This window comes from Afipia sp. GW821-FHT04G03, from assembly GCF_059419985.1.
On sequence record NZ_JBWKSV010000001.1, the window covers coordinates 1,195,281 to 1,213,212 of the forward strand.

Sequence of the window (17,932 nt, forward strand, 5' to 3'; positions counted from 1 at the left end):
CGATTGCGAATTGCATCGGCCGAATGCGGGTTTTCGCGCACAATTGGTGTTTTCATTCGGCGGGAATGGTGAACGCGAAGTTTCCATGCCGGGTCGTTATGGTTTCGAAATCGTGCACGGCGGAACGATCGGCAAGGACCGGTGCTGACCCGATCGAATCAAACAATTCGCTTATCAATCGAAAATTTACGCCAAATCAAACCATTCAAATTTTAGACAGCGCCCAAACCGGAGATTTATCCGCGCCTGATATGACAGATAACGATTGCGGGCTAATCGCAACGGGGCGGAGCGCTTCAACAACAATGAAGCATCTCCGGCATAAGACCGACGGGGTGTGTGATGTTCTTCCTTCTTCGCATGGCGTTCTGGCTGGGACTGGTTCTCGTGCTGCTGCCGACCGACAAGACGCCCGACCAGGACAAAGGTCCGCAGATCGGCGCGTCGGATGCTATTTCGGCCGCAACGGCCGCCGTGTCCGACATGAGCCAGTTCTGCAATCGCCAGCCGGCGGCATGCACCGTGGGCGGACAGGCCGCAACCGTGATCGGTGCGCGCGCGCAATCGGGCGCCAAGAAAGTTTATCAGTTCATCACGGACAAGAACGAGAAGAACGACACAAAGGCGCCTGAAGCCGCGGAAAAATCGAACAAGAAAGCACCGGATCATACCGGCTCCATCGGCACGCCATACGACACCTATCCCGCCGACATGCAGAACGTCGCGGCGCGCCAGACGTTGACGCAAGACGACCTTGCGATCGACTGGCAACCGGTACCGCCGGACACGATTCCGGCGGAATAACGCCCGGCAAAGGCGCCATATTCCGGACCGGAACGACCCGGAACTTATGGCTATCGAGGCTCCGCGATCTCATATAAGGCTCGTGCCAAGAATTTTGACACGAGTTTTGACATGAGTTTGCGGACCGCCATGACCATCGACGAGATCAGGGACAATTTCGAACTGCTCGAGGAGTGGGACGACCGCTACCGCTATGTCATCGAGCTTGGCCGCACGCTGGCCCCGATGTCCGATACCGAGCATTCCGCGACGAACAAGGTTCAGGGCTGCGCCAGTCAGGTCTGGCTGTCGCGCGAGATCGACCGCGACGGCAGTGAGCCGGTGCTGAATTTCAAGGGCGACAGCGACGCGCATATCGTGCGCGGGCTGATCGCGATCCTGCTGACCATCCAGTCCGGCCGCACGGCGCGCGAAATCCTCGACGCCGATCCCATCGCCATTTTCGACGAACTCGGATTTCGCGAGCACCTGACGCCGCAGCGCTCCAACGGGCTCCGCGCAATGGTGGAGCGGATCAAGAACGACGCCCGCGAAACGCTCGCGTCCGCTTCCTGAACTGTCACGGCGTGAAGGCCGCATCGTCCGCGAGCCACGTCCTGATCGCCGCGCTGCCGCCGCGGGCATCCGTCCGCAATCCGTAGTGCCGCGCCAGCCGGTCGAGCGCCAGTTGCAGTACCACCTTCGCCGAACGTGACGGCCAGCCGCGCTCGCGCTCGACGTCTTCCAGACCGCGCAAGAAGCAGCACACGTCGAGTAACAGTCCCGAAAATTCCGGACCGCAGGCCTCAAGCGCGTGCCGGACACGCTGGCGCGACGCCACGATCAAATCCGTCATCTCGCCGCCGCCGCCGAATCCCCGAGTCCGGCCGATACCGGACCAGCTTGATGTGACACGCGGCATCAGATGCCCGCGTGTGAAGTCGGTACGCAGGCGTTCGCCCGCGATGAACTGGTCCGGTCCGATCATCGCGCGCCCGTCGCGGCCCTTGCGCCGCGCCAGCCAGGCCAGCGGACTTTCGCTGTCGTTGACAATGACCTGCGTCAGGCCGGTGTCCGTCATGAGATCGCGCGTCGAAAGATCGAGATGCTTGGCACGGAATGCGCCGACGTCGTCTGGCGTCTGCACGGTTTTGCCGGAAAGTCTGCTGCGGCCTTGCTGTTGCTTCATCGGACTGCTCCGCCAGCGGCTGCGCGGCAGATCAGTTCGAGCGTCGCGACGCGGCAGTCGAACCAGATGTCGTCGCGACCGTCTTCCACGACACGGCACGCATGGGCTACCGTGGTGCGGTCACGTCCGAAAGCGTACCCGACGCTCTCGAAATTCAGCCCGAATCCGACATGAGCAAGATACATCGCAATCTGGCGCGCGAAGGCCAGCCGCTGTGAACCGCGCAGCCCGCTTTCAAGTTCGGCGGCATCAAGCCCGAAGTCAAAAGCGACACAGGCCGCGACCATGCGGCAAATGTCGTTCGGGCTATCGGCGGCTGTGCTAGACGGAGCTAACGGAACGGGAGCAACAGGCGATCTGATTTCAAGCATCGTGACCTCACTAGGAATTTATACCTATATCCTAGATGAGACGCAAATCGCGGGGATAACTATCCCCTCAAAAACCCAAAGTTTTTCGGCTTGACTTCCGGAACGTATAATATGTGGAATTATTCCTAGATTGCAGCAAGTCCATGATCGCGCAAAGCCGCTATTTCCTGCGGCGGCGCTGCTGGCCGAGGCCCATTTTCTTGGCAAGTTGCGAACGGGCGACGGCATAGTTCGGGGCGACCATCGGATAGTCTGCCGGGAGACCCCATTTCTCGCGGTATTGCTCGGGGCTCATGTTGTACTGCGCCCGCAGATGCCGCTTCAGCGACTTGAAGCGCTTTCCGTCCTCCAGGCACACGAGATAATCCGAAGTCATCGATTTCTTGATTGAAATAGCGGGCTTGGCCGGCTCAACCGGGGCGTCCGTCCCGCCGTGCGAAACCCGCACCAGCGCCGCATGGATCTGGCTAATCAGCGCGGGAAGTTCGGACGCAGGGGTCACGTTGTTACTGACATAGGCAGAGACGATCGACGCGGTCAGATCGACAAATCCCTTGGGAGTGGTCTCGCTCATCGTGATGTCTTTCAAAGCGGTCGCCGGATTTACAGTCGAAAAATCAGACAATCCAAGCAAATGCCCGCCAAACCAAAGTTTCGGCGGAATCTATACTTGGAAGTATGGGAGAAGTCGCACCGGCCTGACAAGCAGGACGGCACGGCGCCGCGCTTTATTTACGAGCCGGATTTACAGGTCGCCGGCTAGGTGCGCTCATCCAGATGCGCGCGCAGTTCGTCGATGGATGCGAACCGCACCATGCCTTCCGGCATCTGCGCCTCGATCGAACCGTCGGAGTACAGCGAATAGGCCATCGAATCGACCACGCCGGACTTCACGATTGTTACGGACGAAGCATCGGCGCGGCGCGGCAGCTGAAACCGTTCGCGGGCAGGTTCCGGCGCTTCATCTTCGTCGGTGGATTGCGGAGATGGCGCAGCGCGGCCATTCCGCGCCGCTGAAGTGTCCGGCCGTGACCTGCTGCTTTGGGGCCACGCGCTGTCAAACGGATTGGCCGCTTCGGGTTCAGCCTCGCGAGACTGAGAGTCATCGGCAGGAGGCTGAGACGCATTGTTGTCGTCCGCCGGCGGCGGATCGCGCGGGGGAAACTCCCTGCTTTTGCCGTCGCGCCGGTGCGACGAGAACATGATATTGCGCCGCGGACGCTCGGCAGGTTCGGCCGGTGGCTCGAGCGATTCCATAGTTGGTTCAGGATCGCGCGCGCGGCTGATGGGATGATCCGGCCAGGAAGTCGGTGAAGACATCGGCAAGGGTGCTGGAGGCTCGGCCCATCCCGCCGGCAGCGGTGGTACGCGCGAGCGGTCGTCGTCATGCCGAGCATCGCGCAATGACCCCTCTGCGAACTCGTCCCGGTCGTCGGTCAAATCGGACGGCTGATCGCGTGCGAACAGCGTATCGTCGTGGGCAGGCTGTGCTTTCGGAGGAACTGCAGCCCTGTCACGGGGCAGCGCCACGGCAGCCGGAACCCCTGTGTCCAGCCGGTGGGTCAGGTTCCTGAGTTCGCGGCCAAGAAAATACAGGCCAATCAGAATCAGCCCGGTGCAGGACACGACGGCTCCAGCCAGGATCATCGTGTTGCCGAAGCTGAATTCCTTGATCGGGATACCGAAAACGACCGTCAGGAGGCCGATACATAGAACGACCGTGCCGCCGATCAACAGCGCAATCATTACAAGCTCCAAATCCGCGCCGCAGACTCGCGCGATGCCTCATAATACTTTCATCGCAGACGCATTACCAATTGGTAATTCACCCCCCGTACATCGGGCGTGCTGCATCGTTAACGCGTAACACGGGAAAAGAACCAACCCCGATCGACGGGATTGCCTGCTACGTCCCTCCGCCGAACTGGTTTTACCCTGATAGCAATGTTGCGTTGCAATTAGGGAATTTACGCCACAATTGAGAATTACTCGAATACCAAATTGGGGTACAAAGTTCCCGGGAAAAGCCTGACCGGACAAGCACGCAGGCGTGGAACGCTGGGTTAACTGACCGAGATGTCATCCATTACTACATCGGCCCTCGAAACGCCGGCCGGGCGTTCGATCGAGCAGACTTGCGACGACCTTGCGCTCGCCATCCTGGCGGTCGTCGCGGTGGTCGCGGGCCTGACGTTCCGCGACTACGGCCTGGGCTGGGACGATTACACCCACGCGGAATATGCCGATCTGCTGCTCAAGATGTTCGGCAGCGGATTTACCGATACCAGCGCGCTGTCGTTCGCCAACCTCTACATGTACGGCGGCGGCTTCGACATGGCCGCCGCGCTTCTGCACAAGATCGTACCACTCGAACTGTTCGAGACCCGGCGGCTGCTGGGCGCCATCGTCGGCGTGATCGGCCTTGGCGTAACGTGGCGGGTGGCGCGGCGCATCGGTGGACCGGTTGCCGGCCTCGCCGCGATCGTCCTGCTCGCGCTGTGCCCAACGTTCTACGGGCACATGTTCATGAATCCGAAGGATGCACCGTTCGCAGTCGCGATGGTGATCCTGATGCTCGGACTGGTGCGGCTGGCGCAGGAATATCCTTCACCGACGCCGCACACGATCCTGATCATAGGCCTCGGCGCGGGACTGTCCATCGGCTCTCGCATTCTGGGCGGGCTGGCGCTGATCTATGCCGTGATCGGTTTCCTGCCGATCTGGATCGAAGACATCCGCACGCACGGCCTGCGCGAAGCCGCGCACCGGCTCGGCCACGTCGTTTATGTGCTGCTGCCCGGCGTGCTGCTCGGCTATCTCATCATGGGCCTGATCTGGCCCTGGTCGATCATCGACCCGGCCAATCCGTTTCGCGCGCTGACGTACTTCTCCCACTTCTTCGAGAAGCCCTGGAAAGAACTGTTCGACGGCGCGATCGTTTCCGTGCCCGATATGCCGTGGTCGTATCTGCCGACGCTGTTCGCGTTGCAACTTCCCGAGGTGATGCTCGGCCTGCTCGGCGCGGGCATCGCAGGCACAATCGTCGCGCTGTTCCGCTCCAACGTCGACACCCGGCGCAAAAGCATTCTGCTGATGCTGACGCTCGCCGCGATGCTTCCCCTCATCATCGCGATGGTGAAACGTCCTGCGCTTTACAACGGCATTCGTCATTTCATTTTCGTCGTCCCGCCGATGGCGATCCTTGCAGGCGTCGCCTTTGCCGCGATTGTCGGCTGGCTGAAGCAGCACAGCCGCGCGGCGCAGGCCGTGTTCGCCGCGTTGTTCCTGTTTGGCCTGATGCTGCCGCTCAATGAAATGATCCGGCTGCATCCTTATCAATACACGCACTTCAACCACATCGCGGGAACCGTGCGCGGCGCCGACGATCGCTACATGCTCGATTACTGGGGGCTTGCGCTCAAGCAGGCGTCCGAGGGATTGCGGCAGGAGATCGAGGAACGGCAGGAACCCGCGCCGCGAAATCGCAAGTGGCGGGTTGCGGTGTGCGGTCCGCAGCGCCCCGCGCAGGTCGCGCTCGGCCCTGATTTCACCATCGGGTGGGATAGCCACGCAGCGGACTTCGCCATGACGCTTGGCGAGTTCTACTGCAAGGGCTTGAACGCGCCCGTGGTGGTCGAGATCAAGCGCGACGACGTGGTGTTCGCCCGGGTTTACGACATCCGCGGCAAGAGCATCGCCAGCCTCCTCGCCATTCCGGCTCCCTGAACCGACAAACGCTGTTTTGCAGCCCGGAGCATGGCGCCCCTGCGAAGGCGTCATGTTGCGATAGCTGGATCGCAAGGCTAGGCTCGCGGCACAGAAGACCAATAAATCGCAGAGGAAATCGTCATGTCGCCTGCCGAAGCACGCCTCAAGGAAGTTCAATCCACGATGTCGGAAGCCGAGTGGGAGCAGCGCGTCAATCTCGCCGCCGCCTATCGTCTTGTGGCGCTTTATGGTTGGGACGATCTCGTGGACACTCACATTTCAGCGCGGGTGCCCGGCCCTGAGCATCACTTCCTGATCAATCCGTATGGTTTGATGTTCGACGAAATCACGGCGTCCAGTCTCGTGAAGGTCGATCTCGACGGCAATCAGCTCAGCGAAAGCGACTACAGCATCAATCCCGCCGGCTTCACGATCCACTCCGCCGTTCATGAAGTGCGCGAAGACGCCGGCTGCGTGATGCATCTTCACACCGCGGACGGCACCGCGGTCGCAAGCTGCATGGAAGGCCTGCTGCCCCTGAACCAGACCGCGCAGCTCGTCACCGGCGACCTCGCCTATCACGACTATGAAGGTATCGCGCTCGACCATGACGAGCGCCCGCGCATCCAGAAGGACCTCGGCACCAAGAACCATCTGCTGCTGCGCAATCACGGCACGCTGACCGTCGGCCGCTCCGTGGCCTCGGCGTTCGAGCGCATGTACCACCTCGAGCGCGCCTGCACGATGCAGGTTCGCACCCGCATGCTGGGGCCGACCGCCTACCCTGTCGACAAACTGGTGATCGAGAAAAACGAGAAACTGGTGACCGACCCGGAACGCTCAAATCTTCGTTCCACCAAACTTGTCTGGCCCCCACTGCTGCGCAAGCTTGACAGGATCGATCCCAGTTATAGAAATTGACCCGTCAGCCTCTACACTGACCGGACTGCAAACGCCGCCCAATTCCGGGCGGCGTTTTTGCGCGGGTGCCTGATACCTCAGCGCGGCGAGTCAGCGAACGCCGCAAGAATGCGCGCCCACGAGCGGATGCCCTTGTGGAAGCTCCTGAGATCGTACTTCTCGTTCGGCGAATGGATGTTGTCATCCTCAAGCCCGAACCCGATCAGCACCGTATCGAGCCCCAGCGTCTTCTTGAAATCCGCGACAATGGGAATCGACGCCCCCGAACCGATAAGTAGCGCGTCCTTGCCCCATTCATCGGTCAGCGCACGCTTGGCGGCCGCGAGCGGCTTCATGCCCCAGTCGAGCGCGATCGCGGGCGCACCGGCGTGATCGATAAATTCGGCGGAGCAATCGGCAGGCAAACGCGCCGTGACGAAATCGCGGAAGGCCTTGCGGATTTTCTCCGGGTCCTGTCCTTCCACAAGACGAAACGACACCTTTGCCGAGGCATGCGACGGAATGACGGTCTTGGAGCCCTCGCCGGTATAGCCGCCGAAGATGCCGTTGATGTCGCAGGTCGGACGTGACGACACCTGCTCGATTAGCAGCCGGTCTTTTTCGCCGGCCGGAACCGACAGGCCGATCGGCTTGAGGAAAGACTCCGGCGTGAGATTGAGCTTCTCCCACTGCGCGCGAATGTCCGGCGGCAGATCCTTCACGCCATCGTAAAATCCCGGAAGGGTGATGCGTCCATTATCGTCATGGATGCCGCCGAGAATGCGCGTCAGAACCCGGATCGGATTCTGCGCGCCGCCGCCGAAGATGCCGGAATGCAGGTCGCGGTTCGCCGCCGTGATCTTCACTTCATCGTAGACAAGGCCGCGCAGCGACGTGGTGATCGCGGGCGTGTTCTGGTCCCACATGCCGGTGTCGCAGACCAGCACGAAGTCCGCCGCGAGATCTTTCTTGTGCTTGTCGAGAAATGGTCCGAAATTCTTCGAGCCGACTTCCTCCTCGCCCTCGATCAGGATCGTAACATCGAGCGGCAGCGATCCGGTGACGTTCTTCCAGGCGCGGCAGGCTTCGACGAAGGTCATCAACTGACCCTTGTCGTCCTCGGCGCCGCGCGCGACGATGATCTTGCGGCCGTCGGCATGATCCGTGACGACGGGCTCGAACGGCGGCCGATGCCACAGATCGAGCGGATCGACCGGCTGCACGTCGTAGTGACCGTAGAACAGCACACGCGCGCCGCCGTTTCCGTTGCTCTTGCCCACAATCGCCGGGTGCCCGGCGGTCGGGCGCACCTCGGTCGCGAATCCGATGGATGCAATGTCGGCGGCGAGATGATCCGCCGCCTTCTTGCAATCGTCCGTGAAGGCCGGATCGGCCGAAATCGACTTGATCCGGAGCAGCGTAAACAGGCGCTCAAGGCTCTTGTCGAAGTCCTTGTCGATGTGATCGAGAACGGCGGAGAGTTTTGGCGCGGCTGACATATTTCACTGATCCTTCCGGTCCGGCTGCACCGCCAGCGACGGCGCATAACTGGACTTGATGAGCGATTTCTGCTTGATCCTCTATCATCTTTTATCACGTCGCTCGCGGCTTTTTTTACTGCCCGGAAGCATCGATCGCACATGCTATTCTACGAACCGCTCTTCCTGACGATCTTCCCCGCGCTCTACGCATTTTATCTGATATTGACCAGCGCTCCTGCGAAAAAATGGACGCTGCTGATTGCGAGCACGCTGTTCTATATCTGGGGCGAACCGGTCTTTGTTCTGGTGCTGTTCGCTTCGACCGCCATCGATTACGCCTTGTCGTTTCATCTTGGCCCTGCAGGTCCGGCGCGCATCCGCAAGCTGGCGTTGACCACAGGCATCCTCGGCAATCTCGCCGTTCTTGTTTTCTACAAGTACGCCGATTTTCTCGCCGCCAATCTCAACGTCGCCGTCACACCGCTCACCGGCGGCAGCATTCCGCTGTTGCATCTGGCTTTGCCGATCGGCGTATCCTTCGTCGTGTTCGAGAAAATCACCTATCTGGTGGACACCTATCGCGGCATCTCGAAGCCGGCGGACAGGTTCTCGGATTATTACCTGTTCGTGCTGTTCTTCCCGAAGCTGCTCGCGGGCCCGATTCTGAAATACCACGAGATGCGCGACGCGATCGCCAGCCCGCCGCCCGTTGTCTGGACCGATTTTCAGGAAGGGTTTCTGCGCTTCGCGCGCGGACTCGGCAGAAAACTGTTCATCGCCGACCCGCTCGGCGCATTCGCCACACAGATTTTTGCCGCCGATCCCGCAACGCTGGGCGCAGGCAGCGCGTGGCTTGGGCTCGGCTGCTTCACGCTCCAGATCTATTTCGATTTCGCAGGTTACTCCGATATGGCCATCGGCCTTGCGCGCATGTTCGGATTTCGTCTCAACGAAAATTTCAACGCGCCCTATGCGTCGCGCTCGATCACGGAATTCTGGCAGCGCTGGCACATCTCGCTGACCACATGGATTCGCGATTATCTGTATGTGCCGCTCGGCGGTAACCGCAGCGGGAACGCCCGAACCTATCTCAATCTCTGGATCTGCTTCCTGCTGTCCGGACTGTGGCATGGGGCCAGCTGGAATTTCGTTCTATGGGGTGCCTACAACGGCCTGTTCCTGACACTGGATCGCCTGTTTCTCCGCAACCTGCTCAATCGCTGCGGCGCTTTCATCGCGACGGCTGTGACACTGTTCATCGTCATGATCGGCTGGGCGATCTTCCGCTCGGAGTCACCGGCACACCTCGGTCCATTCCTGACCGCACTGTTCGGACTGTCCCCTGCCCGCGCACCGATCAGCATTCCGGCGGATGTCCCGCTGACGCTGATCTTCGGCGCGGCCATTGCACTGTTCCCGGCAACGATGCTGTTCGCGCCGCTCAAGGCGGCATACCATCGCCATGGCTGGCTTCGGCTTGTCACCGCGCTCGCGCTCGTGGTGCTGTATGTTCTTGCGATCGCCCGTTCGGTGACGGTGCCGTTCCAGCCCTTCATCTATTTCAGGTTCTGAGACGATGAACAGGCTCTCCTCTTTTCACCCTGCCGTCCGCGCCGCTTGCTGCCTGTTTCTGCTCGTGCTGCCGGTGCTGACTGCGTGGAATCTTGCGAACCCGAAACAGGAGATCAAGATCGGGCGGAAACTCGCGGGCGTCACGCGGCCGCCGGTGCTCGACTGGTCGCTGCCGGCCATGATCGACGGCAGCTTGCAAAAAGCAATCACAAGCCGTGTCACAGAGGCGCTGCCGATCCGTCCGCTGCTGGTGCGTTTCAACAATGAACTGCGTTTTGAGCTGTTCGGCGACCTGACTTTGCCCGGCGTGGTTCATGGCGCAAACGGACACCTGATCGAGCAAGTCTATCTCGATGAATACTGCAGCCGCACCGAAGACATGGCGGAGACGCGCGCTCAGGCGATCATCCCGAAGCTCAAGGACATTCAGGAGTATTATCGCTCTCGCGGCGCGGTGTTTCTTTACGTGATCTCACCTTCCAAAGTCGCGCACTTGCCGGAGTACTTCGTAAAGCCCGGGCAGTGCCCGAGCACGCCCGCGGCACGGACGGGATTCGTGCCGAAATACGCGAGCCTGCTGAAGCAGGCCGGCATCGCGGTGGTGGACACCGCGACCTTCATTCATTCCCTGAAGGGGAAGTATGAAATCGAACTGTTTCCGCAGGGCGGATCGCACTGGAACGAAATCGGGGGCGCGCGGGTCGCAACGCTGATCGCCGAAGAGATCAACCGTCAGGCCGGCCAGGTGCTCGCTCCGCCATTTACATTTACTTACAAAATATCGGGGGTCACACAGGGCGTCGACCGCGAACTGGCCGATTTGCTGAACGTCTTTTTCCCGCCGCTCGGCTATCAAACGCCGAAGGTGACGTTCCAGCCATCGGCGTCATGCGCGGATCATCCGTCGGCGAAGCTGAACGTCGCGGTGGTCGGCAGCAGTTTCACGCATCTGCCGGCGGAAATCCTCGCGCGCGACAACTGCCTGTCGGCGTTGAATACTTATTTCTATCTGACGCTGAGCCGCCACGGCGGATTTCCGTACCGGCGACTCCAATCCGACCTGACGCCAAACGACCTCATGCCTCTGCGCGATGCGAAGATCCTGCTCCTCGAGGAGAACGAATCCTTCGCGGGCGCCAGCGGCTATGTCGAGGCGTTTCGCGAACTGCTCGCGAAACGCTGATCGTTGGCGCTATCGTCAGCGCCGCAGCAGGCTGCCAAGCACATTGCGCACGATTGAGCGACCGATTGATCCACCGAGCGAGCCGCCGACCGACTTGCCGAGGCTCGCGGCAACATCGCCGGCAACCTTGTTGGTCACCGAGCGCGTCACGCTGCGCGCAATCACCTGGCCGGTCGACATCTTCCCGCGCGGCGTGTTGGTGCCGAACACCGTGCCGACGATCGAACCGAGCTGGCCGAGCATTCCTCCTCCGCCCGCTTCACCGTCAGCGGGCGCGGCTGTTCCTGCGACGCGCTTTTGCAGAACCTCGTAGGCAGAATCTGAATCGATGGTGGTGTCGTATTTACCCTTCACCGGGCTCGCGGCCATGATCGCCTTGCGCTCCTCCGGCGTGATCGGTCCGATCCGCGCGGTGGGCGGCCGGATCATGACGCGCTCGACCATGGCCGGCGTGCCGTTGCCTTCGAGGAACGATACCAGCGCCTCGCCCTTGCCCAGTTCCGTGATGACCTGAGCCGTATCGAGCGCGGGATTGGGACGGAATGTCTGCGCGGCCGCCTGCACGGCTTTCTGATCGCGCGGCGTGAAGGCGCGCAAGGCGTGTTGAACGCGATTGCCCAGCTGGGCGAGAATCTTGTCCGGCACGTCGATCGGATTCTGGGTGACAAAATAAACGCCAACCCCCTTCGACCGGATGAGGCGAACGACCTGCTCGATCTTGTCCATCAACGGCTTCGGCGCGTCGTTGAACAGCAGATGCGCCTCGTCGAAGAAGAACACCAGTTTCGGCTGGAGCGGATCGCCGACCTCGGGAAGTTCCTCGAACAGTTCCGACAGCATCCAGAGCAGGAACGTCGCATAGAGTTTCGGACTCTGCATCAGCTTGTCGGCGACCAGAATGTTGACCATGCCCCGGCCGTTGGCGTCGGTGCGCATGAAATCCTTCAACTGAAGTGCCGGTTCGCCGAAAAATTTGCTCGCGCCCTGATTTTCCAGCACCAGAAGCTGGCGCTGGATGGTGCCGACCGTCTGCTTGGAGACGTTTCCATATTGCGTGGTCAGACTATCGGCGTTTTCGGCGATGAACGAGAGGATCGCGCGCAAGTCCTTCATGTCGAGCAGCAGCAGCCCCTGCTCGTCCGCCACGCGAAACGCGATATTGAGAACGCCTTCCTGCACGTCGTTGAGGTCCATCATGCGCGACAGCAGCAGTGGGCCCATTTCAGAGACCGTGGCGCGCACCGGATGGCCCTGCTCGCCGAACACGTCCCAAAATACCGTCGAAAACTGGTCGGGTTTGAAGTCCAGTCCCATGTCCTTGGCGCGGCTGAGCAGAAAATCCTTCGCCTCACCCATCTCCGAGATGCCCGACAGATCGCCCTTGATGTCAGCGGCGAACACTGGAACCCCAGCGCGCGCGAAACCTTCGGCCATGATCTGGAGCGAGACGGTTTTGCCGGTGCCGGTCGCGCCGGTGACAAGACCGTGGCGGTTTGCAAGACCAAGCGTCAGGAACGCCGGCTGTTCGCCCTTGCCGATGAAGATCGACTTGTCGGTATCGGCGGATGCAACGCCGCCAGCACTGGCCTGTTTCGCCGCTGGCGCGGCTTTCGGACTGGATGCGGCCTTGTCGGCAACGGTTTTGATTGTCTTTTTTGCCATCTCTCGCCTTTCGCAGGCTCTCGAACCCCTGCGCCTCGCCCAACGCGAAGCATATCTGATCTTGCAGGCTGAATCCGGCTGGTCAACCCGCCGAGAGCCCAGGCTGATACCGCGCCGCATTATATTTATTGTCTCCTGGAGCAACGGATGAGCAAATTCCTGCAGCAAGCTGCCTACCTTCTCCTTGCATCGGGCGGTCCATTGCCGGTGCGGATCGCACATCGTGCAAAATGGACGTTTCGTTTTGAAACGTCGTCGCGCTCACCGCGTCATTCGGGATCGTGCAGACACAAATTCTTCTTCTACCGCGGCAATTGATTGCAAAATCAACTACGACTCTTGCATCTCGGCAACACTTCACGATCGATTGCGCTCAAATGCAGGATTCAAAAGCCTGCATCGCTTGTAATTCGCACCGCACGCGCTCAAGATAAAATCCATAACAAGGATCCGGCACGCAACCGGAAGGCACGGGGCATTTTATGGACGAGCTGATTGATCGGCTGGCTGCAAAAGCCGGCATCGAGAAAGCCGTAGCTGAAAAAACAGTTGGCGCAATCCTCGGGTTCCTCCGCAAGGAAGGCCCGGCCGACCACGTGCAGGCTTTGTTCGACAAAATTCCCGGCGCTGAAACTGCAATTGCCGATGCCGGTTCCAGTGGTGGTTTTGCAGGTATGTTGGGTGGCGGCGTCATGGCCCTTGGCGCGAAGCTGATGGGCTTCGGGCTCGGCATGGGGGACATTCAAACGATCGGGCGCGAACTGTTCAGCTTCGGCCGCGATAAAATCGGCGCGGACGATATGAATGCGATCATTGCCGGAACGCCCGGTCTTTCCCGGTTCGCGTGAACATTCATTACTAGTTTGATCCCATGTCTGATTCCGTTTCATCATATCCCATCTCGAAGATTGACGGACTTGGCCCGCATGCCCAGGCCAAACTCAAGGCGCAGGGCATTCGCACGACCGCCGGTCTGCTGGACAATGCAAGCACGGTGAAGGCGCGAAAAGCCCTGGCTGCCAAGACGGGCCTCAGCGAACAGCAGCTGTTGGCGTGGGCGAACATCGCCGACTGTATGCGCATCAAGGGCATGGGGAGGGCCAAGGCCGAACTGCTGCGGGCTGCGGGTGTCGTGACCGTGCGCGAGTTCGTGCAGCGCAATCCCGAGCGGCTGGCGCAGGCCATGAAGGAAGCCAACGACAAGCGCAAGCTGGTCCGGGTTCTGCCCTCGGACAAATCCGTCGCTGAGCTGATCCAGCGCGCCCGCAAGCTGCCGCTGAAGATTTCCTACTGAAAACGGCCAACTCCCCGGCCCGCGCAGGCGTCACCGCGCATCTTCAGCCGCGGTCTTGGGCCATCTCCCCCTCCGCCATCGCTTGACAGGCCAGCGGGGACCGCGCAAAGCGACGCCATGATGGCCGCTCCGTCCCGATCTTCGAATCCGGCTGCCGCGCAGCATCATCCGGTACTGCGGCCGTTGCTCGCACGGCCGTTTCCGGCGGTCATGGGCGTGCTCAACATCACACCGGACTCGTTCTCCGACGGCGGCCGCTTCGCCGCGCCCGAGCAGGCTCTCGCGCAGGCATCACGCATGATCGCCGAGGGCGCCGACATCATCGACATCGGTGCTGAATCCACCCGTCCCTACGGCTCGCAACCCGTCTCAGCCGAACAGGAAATGCAGCGGCTGGAAAATATTCTGCCGGCGGTCGTCGCCTTCGGCACACCCGTGTCCATCGACACCATGAAGGCGTCGGTCGCGGCATGGGCGCTCGGCAAGGGAGCGGCTATCGCTAACGACGTATGGGGCCTGCAACGCGATCCCAAGATGGCGCGCGTGATTGCGGAACACGGCGCGCCGGTCGTGGTCATGCACAACCGCGACAGTGCTGATCCCGCCATCGACATCGTGCAGGACATGCTGGCGTTTTTCGCCCGCTCGCTCGACATCGCGGCCAAGGCAAACATCCCGGCGGGGCATATCGTGCTCGATCCCGGCATCGGGTTCGGCAAGACCCCCGAGCAAAGCATGATCGCGCTGGCGCGGCTTGGCGAATTCAGCCGGTTCGGCCTGCCGCTGCTGGTTGGCGCCTCGCGCAAGCGCTTTATCTCATCCGTGATGCCCTCCGAGCCGCACCAGCGGCTGGGCGGCTCCATCGCGGCGCATGTGCTGGCGGCGCTGCACGGCGCCAAAATCATTCGCGCCCATGACGTGGCTGAAACGGTGCAGGCCCTGCGCGTGGCATCGGCAATCGAGGACAAACGATGAGCGACACGATCTTTATCAAGGGGCTTCTGATCCACGCCCGCCACGGCGTCATGGAGCACGAAGCCGAGGTCGGCCAGCGCTTCGTGATCGATCTCGAACTGTCCATCGATCTCGCCGAATCCTCCCGCACCGACAAGCTGGCCGACACCGTCTCCTATTCCGACGTGGTCGCGACAGCGAGCGCGGCCTTCAAGGGCCATAACTACTATCTGCTGGAGCGCTCCGCAGGCGCTGTCGCGGAGGCCATCCTGAAAGCCTTTCCGCGCATCAGCACGGTCAAGGTGACTGTCCACAAGCCGCACGCGCCGATCGCCGCGATCTTCGACGACGTCGGCGTGGTCATCACACGCACACGGTCCTGAACAAATGGCGAATGTTCTCATTGCTCTCGGCGGCAATGTCGGCGATGTCCGCGCAACCTTCGGCAAGGCCATCGCCAACATCTGCGGCATGACACAGGCCGTGCTGGTCGCGCGATCCTCGGATTACGCGACACCGCCGTGGGGCGACGAACAGCAGGAGCCCTTCATCAACGCCTGCATCGAGATCGAAACGCCTCTCGATCCGCACGCGCTGCTGTTCACGCTGCACAAGATCGAGAAAAAATTCGGCCGCGACCGGGCGCAGGAACGGCGCTGGGGCCCGCGCACGCTGGATCTCGACCTGATCGCCTACGACGACATTCGTCTCGACAAGCCGGAACTGATCCTGCCGCACCCCCGCCTGTTTGAGCGCGCTTTCGTGCTTGTGCCGCTCGCGGAGATCGTGCCCGATCGTCTCATTGCGGGGCAAACCCCGCGCCAGGCCCTCGCGAGGGTTTCGGCTGATGGCATCGAACGCCTGCCCGACTTGCACTAGACGCGGCAAACAGCCATTGGCTTGCGCGCAGCCACGTGGCATTTTCCGGACAACAAAATCCAAAGCTCCGGGAGCTAACCGTCTGAATGTCAATCAAAACCGACAACCTGCCGCTCGCGGCCGATTTCGCCCCCGCCACGCATGACGACTGGCGAAAGCTGGCCGACGGCGTGCTGAAAGGCGCACCGTTCGAAAAGCTGGTGGGCAAGACCTATGACGGGCTGCGGATCGATCCGATCTACGAGCGCGCGCGAAACGCGACGGCGATTCCTGCCCGCGCAGCGGGGAGCCCGTGGCAGATCATGCAGCGCGTCGATCATCCCGACGCGGCCATCGCCAATGCGCAGGCGCTGCACGATCTCGAAAACGGCGCCAATGGACTGACGCTTGTTTTCGCGGGCGCCAACGGCGCGCGCGGTTACGGCCTCCCTCCGACCAAAGAGGCGTTGGCGCGCGCGCTCGACGGCGTGTACCTCGATGCCGGCATCGGCATCGAACTTGAGATCGGCCTGCAATCGCGCGACATGGGGCAGCATTTTGCCGAGCTGCTTGCCGCGCGCAAGATTTCACCGGCTGCGGTGAATGTCCGCTTCGGCCTCGATCCCATCGGCGGCAATGCCGTGCGCGGCGGCAGCCCCGGCAGTTGGGAATCGACAGCAAAGGTGTTCGGCGACAAGATCGCGAAACTTTCAAAGCTTGGCTTTCGCGGCCCGTTCGCACCAGCCGATGGCCGCGTGATCCATGACGCGGGCGGCTCGGAAGCACAGGAGCTCGCTTTCGTGCTCGCAGTCGGCGTCGCCTATCTGCGCGCGCTGGAAGCCGCCGGCATTCCGCTCGACGATGCACGCGGCATGATCTACGCGCGTCTTGCCGCCGATGCGGATCAATTTCTCACCATGGCGAAATTCCGCGCACTGCGGCTGCTGTGGGCGCGGATCGAACAAAGCTGCGGACTGACGCCGAGGCCGCTTTTCGTCGCCGCCGACAGCGCATGGCGGATGCTGACGCAGCGCGACCCTGACGTGAACATGCTGCGTGCGACCATCGCGGCGTTCTCGGCCGGCCTTGGCGGCGCGAACAGCATCAACGTGCTGCCGCACACGCTGGCGCTCGGCCTGCCGGATGCGTTTGCGCGGCGCATCGCGCGCAACACGCAACTGGTGCTGCTGGAAGAATCTAATCTCGACAAGGTCTCCGATCCCGCCGCCGGTTCCGGCGGCATCGAAACGCTGACGAAACAGCTTTGCGAAGCCGCGTGGACGCTGTTTCAGGACATCGAAAAGGCCGGCGGTGCGTTCGCCGCACTCGAGAAGAATATCATACAGACGAAAGTCGCCGCCGTGCGCGCCGCGCGCGACGTCAACATCGCCAAACGCAAGGATGTGCTGACCGGCGCCAGCGAATTCCCGAACCTGCACGAAAAGATTCCGGCCGTGCTGGATGCGAAGCCCGTGGCGTTGCCGCCCGGCGAAGCGCCAACGATCACGTTCGACCCGCTCGCACCCATCCGTCTGGCGTCTCCGTTCGAAGCGCTGCGCGACATGTCGGACCGGATTCTGAAGGACACCGCCGCGCGGCCAAAAGTGTTTCTCGCCAGCCTCGGAACGCCGGCTGACTTCACCGCTCGCGCGACATTCGCGAAAAGTTTTTTTGAGACCGGCGGCATCGAAGCCCTCGACACCGACGGCTTTTCCGATCCGGCAGCGCTGGCGGCCGCCTTCAAGAGTTCCGGCGCGGCGCTGGTGTGCCTCTGCTCGTCGGACAAAGTCTACGCCGCCAGCGCCGTTGCCGCCGCGCAGGCCCTTCAATCTGCAGGTGCAAAACATATCTATCTGGCAGGGCGCCCCGGCGATCTGGAATCCGGCCTCCGCTCGGCCGGCGTCGGTGAATTTATCTTTGCCGGCGGGAATGCCCTCGCGACACTGAAAGCTGCCTATCAACTCATGAGGTAGGTGT

The 17,932-nt window shown here is 61.5% G+C and carries 18 protein-coding genes; 12 read left to right on the forward strand and 6 right to left on the reverse strand.

Annotated elements, in window-relative coordinates:
* The first annotated feature begins 342 nt into the window (after nt 1-342).
* Entirely contained in the window at nt 343-804 is a 462-nt protein-coding gene (locus AC07UB_RS05895) for a DUF5330 domain-containing protein (RefSeq protein ID WP_494651738.1), read from the forward strand.
* A gap of 129 nt (nt 805-933) precedes the next feature.
* Entirely contained in the window at nt 934-1,359 is a 426-nt protein-coding gene (locus tag AC07UB_RS05900) for a SufE family protein (RefSeq protein ID WP_494652669.1), read from the forward strand.
* 4 nt (nt 1,360-1,363) lie between these two features.
* On the opposite strand, the gene AC07UB_RS05905 is transcribed toward AC07UB_RS05900, so the two are convergent.
* From AC07UB_RS05905 to AC07UB_RS05920, 4 genes are all read right to left on the reverse strand, one after another.
* Entirely contained in the window at nt 1,364-1,972 is a 609-nt protein-coding gene (locus tag AC07UB_RS05905; RefSeq protein WP_494651736.1) for a DUF6456 domain-containing protein, read from the reverse strand.
* Complete coding sequence (locus tag AC07UB_RS05910) at nt 1,969-2,259, reverse strand: helix-turn-helix domain-containing protein (protein ID WP_494651735.1); 291 nt, start codon at nt 2,257-2,259, stop codon at nt 1,969-1,971. The genes AC07UB_RS05905 and AC07UB_RS05910 overlap by 4 nt, the downstream gene beginning before the upstream one ends.
* 244 nt (nt 2,260-2,503) lie before the next feature.
* Nucleotides 2,504-2,917, reverse strand: coding sequence for a Ros/MucR family transcriptional regulator (locus AC07UB_RS05915; RefSeq protein WP_492792964.1), 414 nt, complete (start codon nt 2,915-2,917; stop codon nt 2,504-2,506).
* 185 nt (nt 2,918-3,102) lie between these two features.
* The gene (locus AC07UB_RS05920; protein ID WP_492792965.1) at nt 3,103-4,089 is read right to left on the reverse strand and encodes a hypothetical protein; all 987 of its coding nucleotides are present in this window, start codon (nt 4,087-4,089) and stop codon (nt 3,103-3,105) included.
* Nucleotides 4,090-4,419: 330 nt separating this feature from the next.
* Between AC07UB_RS05920 and AC07UB_RS05925 the strand changes: the two genes are divergently transcribed.
* Together AC07UB_RS05925 and AC07UB_RS05930 are read left to right on the forward strand one after the other, a co-directional pair.
* Nucleotides 4,420-6,069 (forward strand): glycosyltransferase family 39 protein, encoded by a 1,650-nt coding sequence (locus AC07UB_RS05925; RefSeq protein ID WP_492792966.1) that lies wholly within the window; start codon nt 4,420-4,422, stop codon nt 6,067-6,069.
* A 123-nt stretch (nt 6,070-6,192) separates the two neighbouring features.
* Nucleotides 6,193-6,972 carry a class II aldolase/adducin family protein gene (locus AC07UB_RS05930; protein WP_494651733.1) on the forward strand — a complete coding sequence of 260 codons (780 nt, stop codon included), beginning with the start codon at nt 6,193-6,195 and terminating at the stop codon, nt 6,970-6,972.
* Nucleotides 6,973-7,049: 77 nt separating this feature from the next.
* Here AC07UB_RS05930 and AC07UB_RS05935 read toward each other — a convergent pair whose 3' ends face one another.
* Nucleotides 7,050-8,450 carry a M20/M25/M40 family metallo-hydrolase gene (locus AC07UB_RS05935; protein ID WP_494651732.1) on the reverse strand — a complete coding sequence of 467 codons (1,401 nt, stop codon included), beginning with the start codon at nt 8,448-8,450 and terminating at the stop codon, nt 7,050-7,052.
* A gap of 141 nt (nt 8,451-8,591) precedes the next feature.
* Here AC07UB_RS05935 and AC07UB_RS05940 point away from each other — a divergent pair, with 141 nt between their 5' ends.
* Both AC07UB_RS05940 and AC07UB_RS05945 read left to right on the forward strand, forming a co-directional pair.
* Nucleotides 8,592-10,004, forward strand: coding sequence for an MBOAT family O-acyltransferase (locus AC07UB_RS05940; protein ID WP_494651731.1), 1,413 nt, complete (start codon nt 8,592-8,594; stop codon nt 10,002-10,004).
* 4 nt (nt 10,005-10,008) lie between these two features.
* Entirely contained in the window at nt 10,009-11,187 is a 1,179-nt protein-coding gene (locus AC07UB_RS05945; protein ID WP_494651729.1) for an alginate O-acetyltransferase AlgX-related protein, read from the forward strand.
* Nucleotides 11,188-11,202: 15 nt separating this feature from the next.
* On the opposite strand, the gene AC07UB_RS05950 is transcribed toward AC07UB_RS05945, so the two are convergent.
* Nucleotides 11,203-12,849: a helicase HerA-like C-terminal domain-containing protein gene (locus tag AC07UB_RS05950; RefSeq protein WP_494651728.1), complete on the reverse strand. Its 1,647-nt coding sequence runs from the start codon at nt 12,847-12,849 to the stop codon at nt 11,203-11,205.
* A gap of 482 nt (nt 12,850-13,331) precedes the next feature.
* Between AC07UB_RS05950 and AC07UB_RS05955 the strand changes: the two genes are divergently transcribed.
* The 6 genes from AC07UB_RS05955 to AC07UB_RS05980 all read left to right on the forward strand — a co-directional run bounded on the left by AC07UB_RS05955 (nt 13,332) and on the right by AC07UB_RS05980 (nt 17,928).
* Nucleotides 13,332-13,697: a DUF2267 domain-containing protein gene (locus AC07UB_RS05955; RefSeq protein WP_494651727.1), complete on the forward strand. Its 366-nt coding sequence runs from the start codon at nt 13,332-13,334 to the stop codon at nt 13,695-13,697.
* 23 nt (nt 13,698-13,720) lie between these two features.
* Nucleotides 13,721-14,143: a DUF4332 domain-containing protein gene (locus AC07UB_RS05960; protein WP_494651725.1), complete on the forward strand. Its 423-nt coding sequence runs from the start codon at nt 13,721-13,723 to the stop codon at nt 14,141-14,143.
* A gap of 117 nt (nt 14,144-14,260) precedes the next feature.
* The gene (folP, locus tag AC07UB_RS05965; protein ID WP_494651724.1) at nt 14,261-15,118 is read left to right on the forward strand and encodes a dihydropteroate synthase; all 858 of its coding nucleotides are present in this window, start codon (nt 14,261-14,263) and stop codon (nt 15,116-15,118) included.
* A complete protein-coding gene (folB, locus tag AC07UB_RS05970) occupies nt 15,115-15,480 on the forward strand; it encodes a dihydroneopterin aldolase (protein ID WP_492792975.1) in 366 nt (121 codons plus the stop codon). The genes folP and folB overlap by 4 nt, the downstream gene beginning before the upstream one ends.
* Before the next feature lie 4 nt (nt 15,481-15,484).
* On the forward strand, nt 15,485-15,976 hold the full coding sequence (gene folK, locus AC07UB_RS05975; RefSeq protein ID WP_492792976.1) for a 2-amino-4-hydroxy-6-hydroxymethyldihydropteridine diphosphokinase: 492 nt from the start codon (nt 15,485-15,487) through the stop codon (nt 15,974-15,976).
* 86 nt (nt 15,977-16,062) lie between these two features.
* On the forward strand, nt 16,063-17,928 hold the full coding sequence (locus tag AC07UB_RS05980; RefSeq protein ID WP_492792977.1) for a methylmalonyl-CoA mutase family protein: 1,866 nt from the start codon (nt 16,063-16,065) through the stop codon (nt 17,926-17,928).
* Nucleotides 17,929-17,932: the final 4 nt, after the last annotated feature.

What these genes read in the sequence shown, in the direction of transcription:
- AC07UB_RS05955 (WP_494651727.1), top strand. Translation starts at nt 13,332, where the DNA reads ATGGACGAGCTGATTGATCGGCTGGCTGCAAAAGCCGGCATCGAGAAA.
- folB (WP_492792975.1), top strand. Translation starts at nt 15,115, where the DNA reads ATGAGCGACACGATCTTTATCAAGGGGCTTCTGATCCACGCCCGCCAC.
- folK (WP_492792976.1), top strand. Translation starts at nt 15,485, where the DNA reads ATGGCGAATGTTCTCATTGCTCTCGGCGGCAATGTCGGCGATGTCCGC.
- AC07UB_RS05940 (WP_494651731.1), top strand. Translation starts at nt 8,592, where the DNA reads ATGCTATTCTACGAACCGCTCTTCCTGACGATCTTCCCCGCGCTCTAC.
- AC07UB_RS05915 (WP_492792964.1), bottom strand. Translation starts at nt 2,917, where the DNA reads ATGAGCGAGACCACTCCCAAGGGATTTGTCGATCTGACCGCGTCGATC.
- folP (WP_494651724.1), top strand. Translation starts at nt 14,261, where the DNA reads ATGATGGCCGCTCCGTCCCGATCTTCGAATCCGGCTGCCGCGCAGCAT.
- AC07UB_RS05910 (WP_494651735.1), bottom strand. Translation starts at nt 2,259, where the DNA reads ATGGTCGCGGCCTGTGTCGCTTTTGACTTCGGGCTTGATGCCGCCGAA.
- AC07UB_RS05920 (WP_492792965.1), bottom strand. Translation starts at nt 4,089, where the DNA reads ATGATTGCGCTGTTGATCGGCGGCACGGTCGTTCTATGTATCGGCCTC.
- AC07UB_RS05935 (WP_494651732.1), bottom strand. Translation starts at nt 8,450, where the DNA reads ATGTCAGCCGCGCCAAAACTCTCCGCCGTTCTCGATCACATCGACAAG.
- AC07UB_RS05895 (WP_494651738.1), top strand. Translation starts at nt 343, where the DNA reads ATGTTCTTCCTTCTTCGCATGGCGTTCTGGCTGGGACTGGTTCTCGTG.
- AC07UB_RS05925 (WP_492792966.1), top strand. Translation starts at nt 4,420, where the DNA reads ATGTCATCCATTACTACATCGGCCCTCGAAACGCCGGCCGGGCGTTCG.
- AC07UB_RS05950 (WP_494651728.1), bottom strand. Translation starts at nt 12,849, where the DNA reads ATGGCAAAAAAGACAATCAAAACCGTTGCCGACAAGGCCGCATCCAGT.
- AC07UB_RS05905 (WP_494651736.1), bottom strand. Translation starts at nt 1,972, where the DNA reads ATGAAGCAACAGCAAGGCCGCAGCAGACTTTCCGGCAAAACCGTGCAG.
- AC07UB_RS05960 (WP_494651725.1), top strand. Translation starts at nt 13,721, where the DNA reads ATGTCTGATTCCGTTTCATCATATCCCATCTCGAAGATTGACGGACTT.
- AC07UB_RS05930 (WP_494651733.1), top strand. Translation starts at nt 6,193, where the DNA reads ATGTCGCCTGCCGAAGCACGCCTCAAGGAAGTTCAATCCACGATGTCG.
- AC07UB_RS05900 (WP_494652669.1), top strand. Translation starts at nt 934, where the DNA reads ATGACCATCGACGAGATCAGGGACAATTTCGAACTGCTCGAGGAGTGG.
- AC07UB_RS05980 (WP_492792977.1), top strand. Translation starts at nt 16,063, where the DNA reads ATGTCAATCAAAACCGACAACCTGCCGCTCGCGGCCGATTTCGCCCCC.
- AC07UB_RS05945 (WP_494651729.1), top strand. Translation starts at nt 10,009, where the DNA reads ATGAACAGGCTCTCCTCTTTTCACCCTGCCGTCCGCGCCGCTTGCTGC.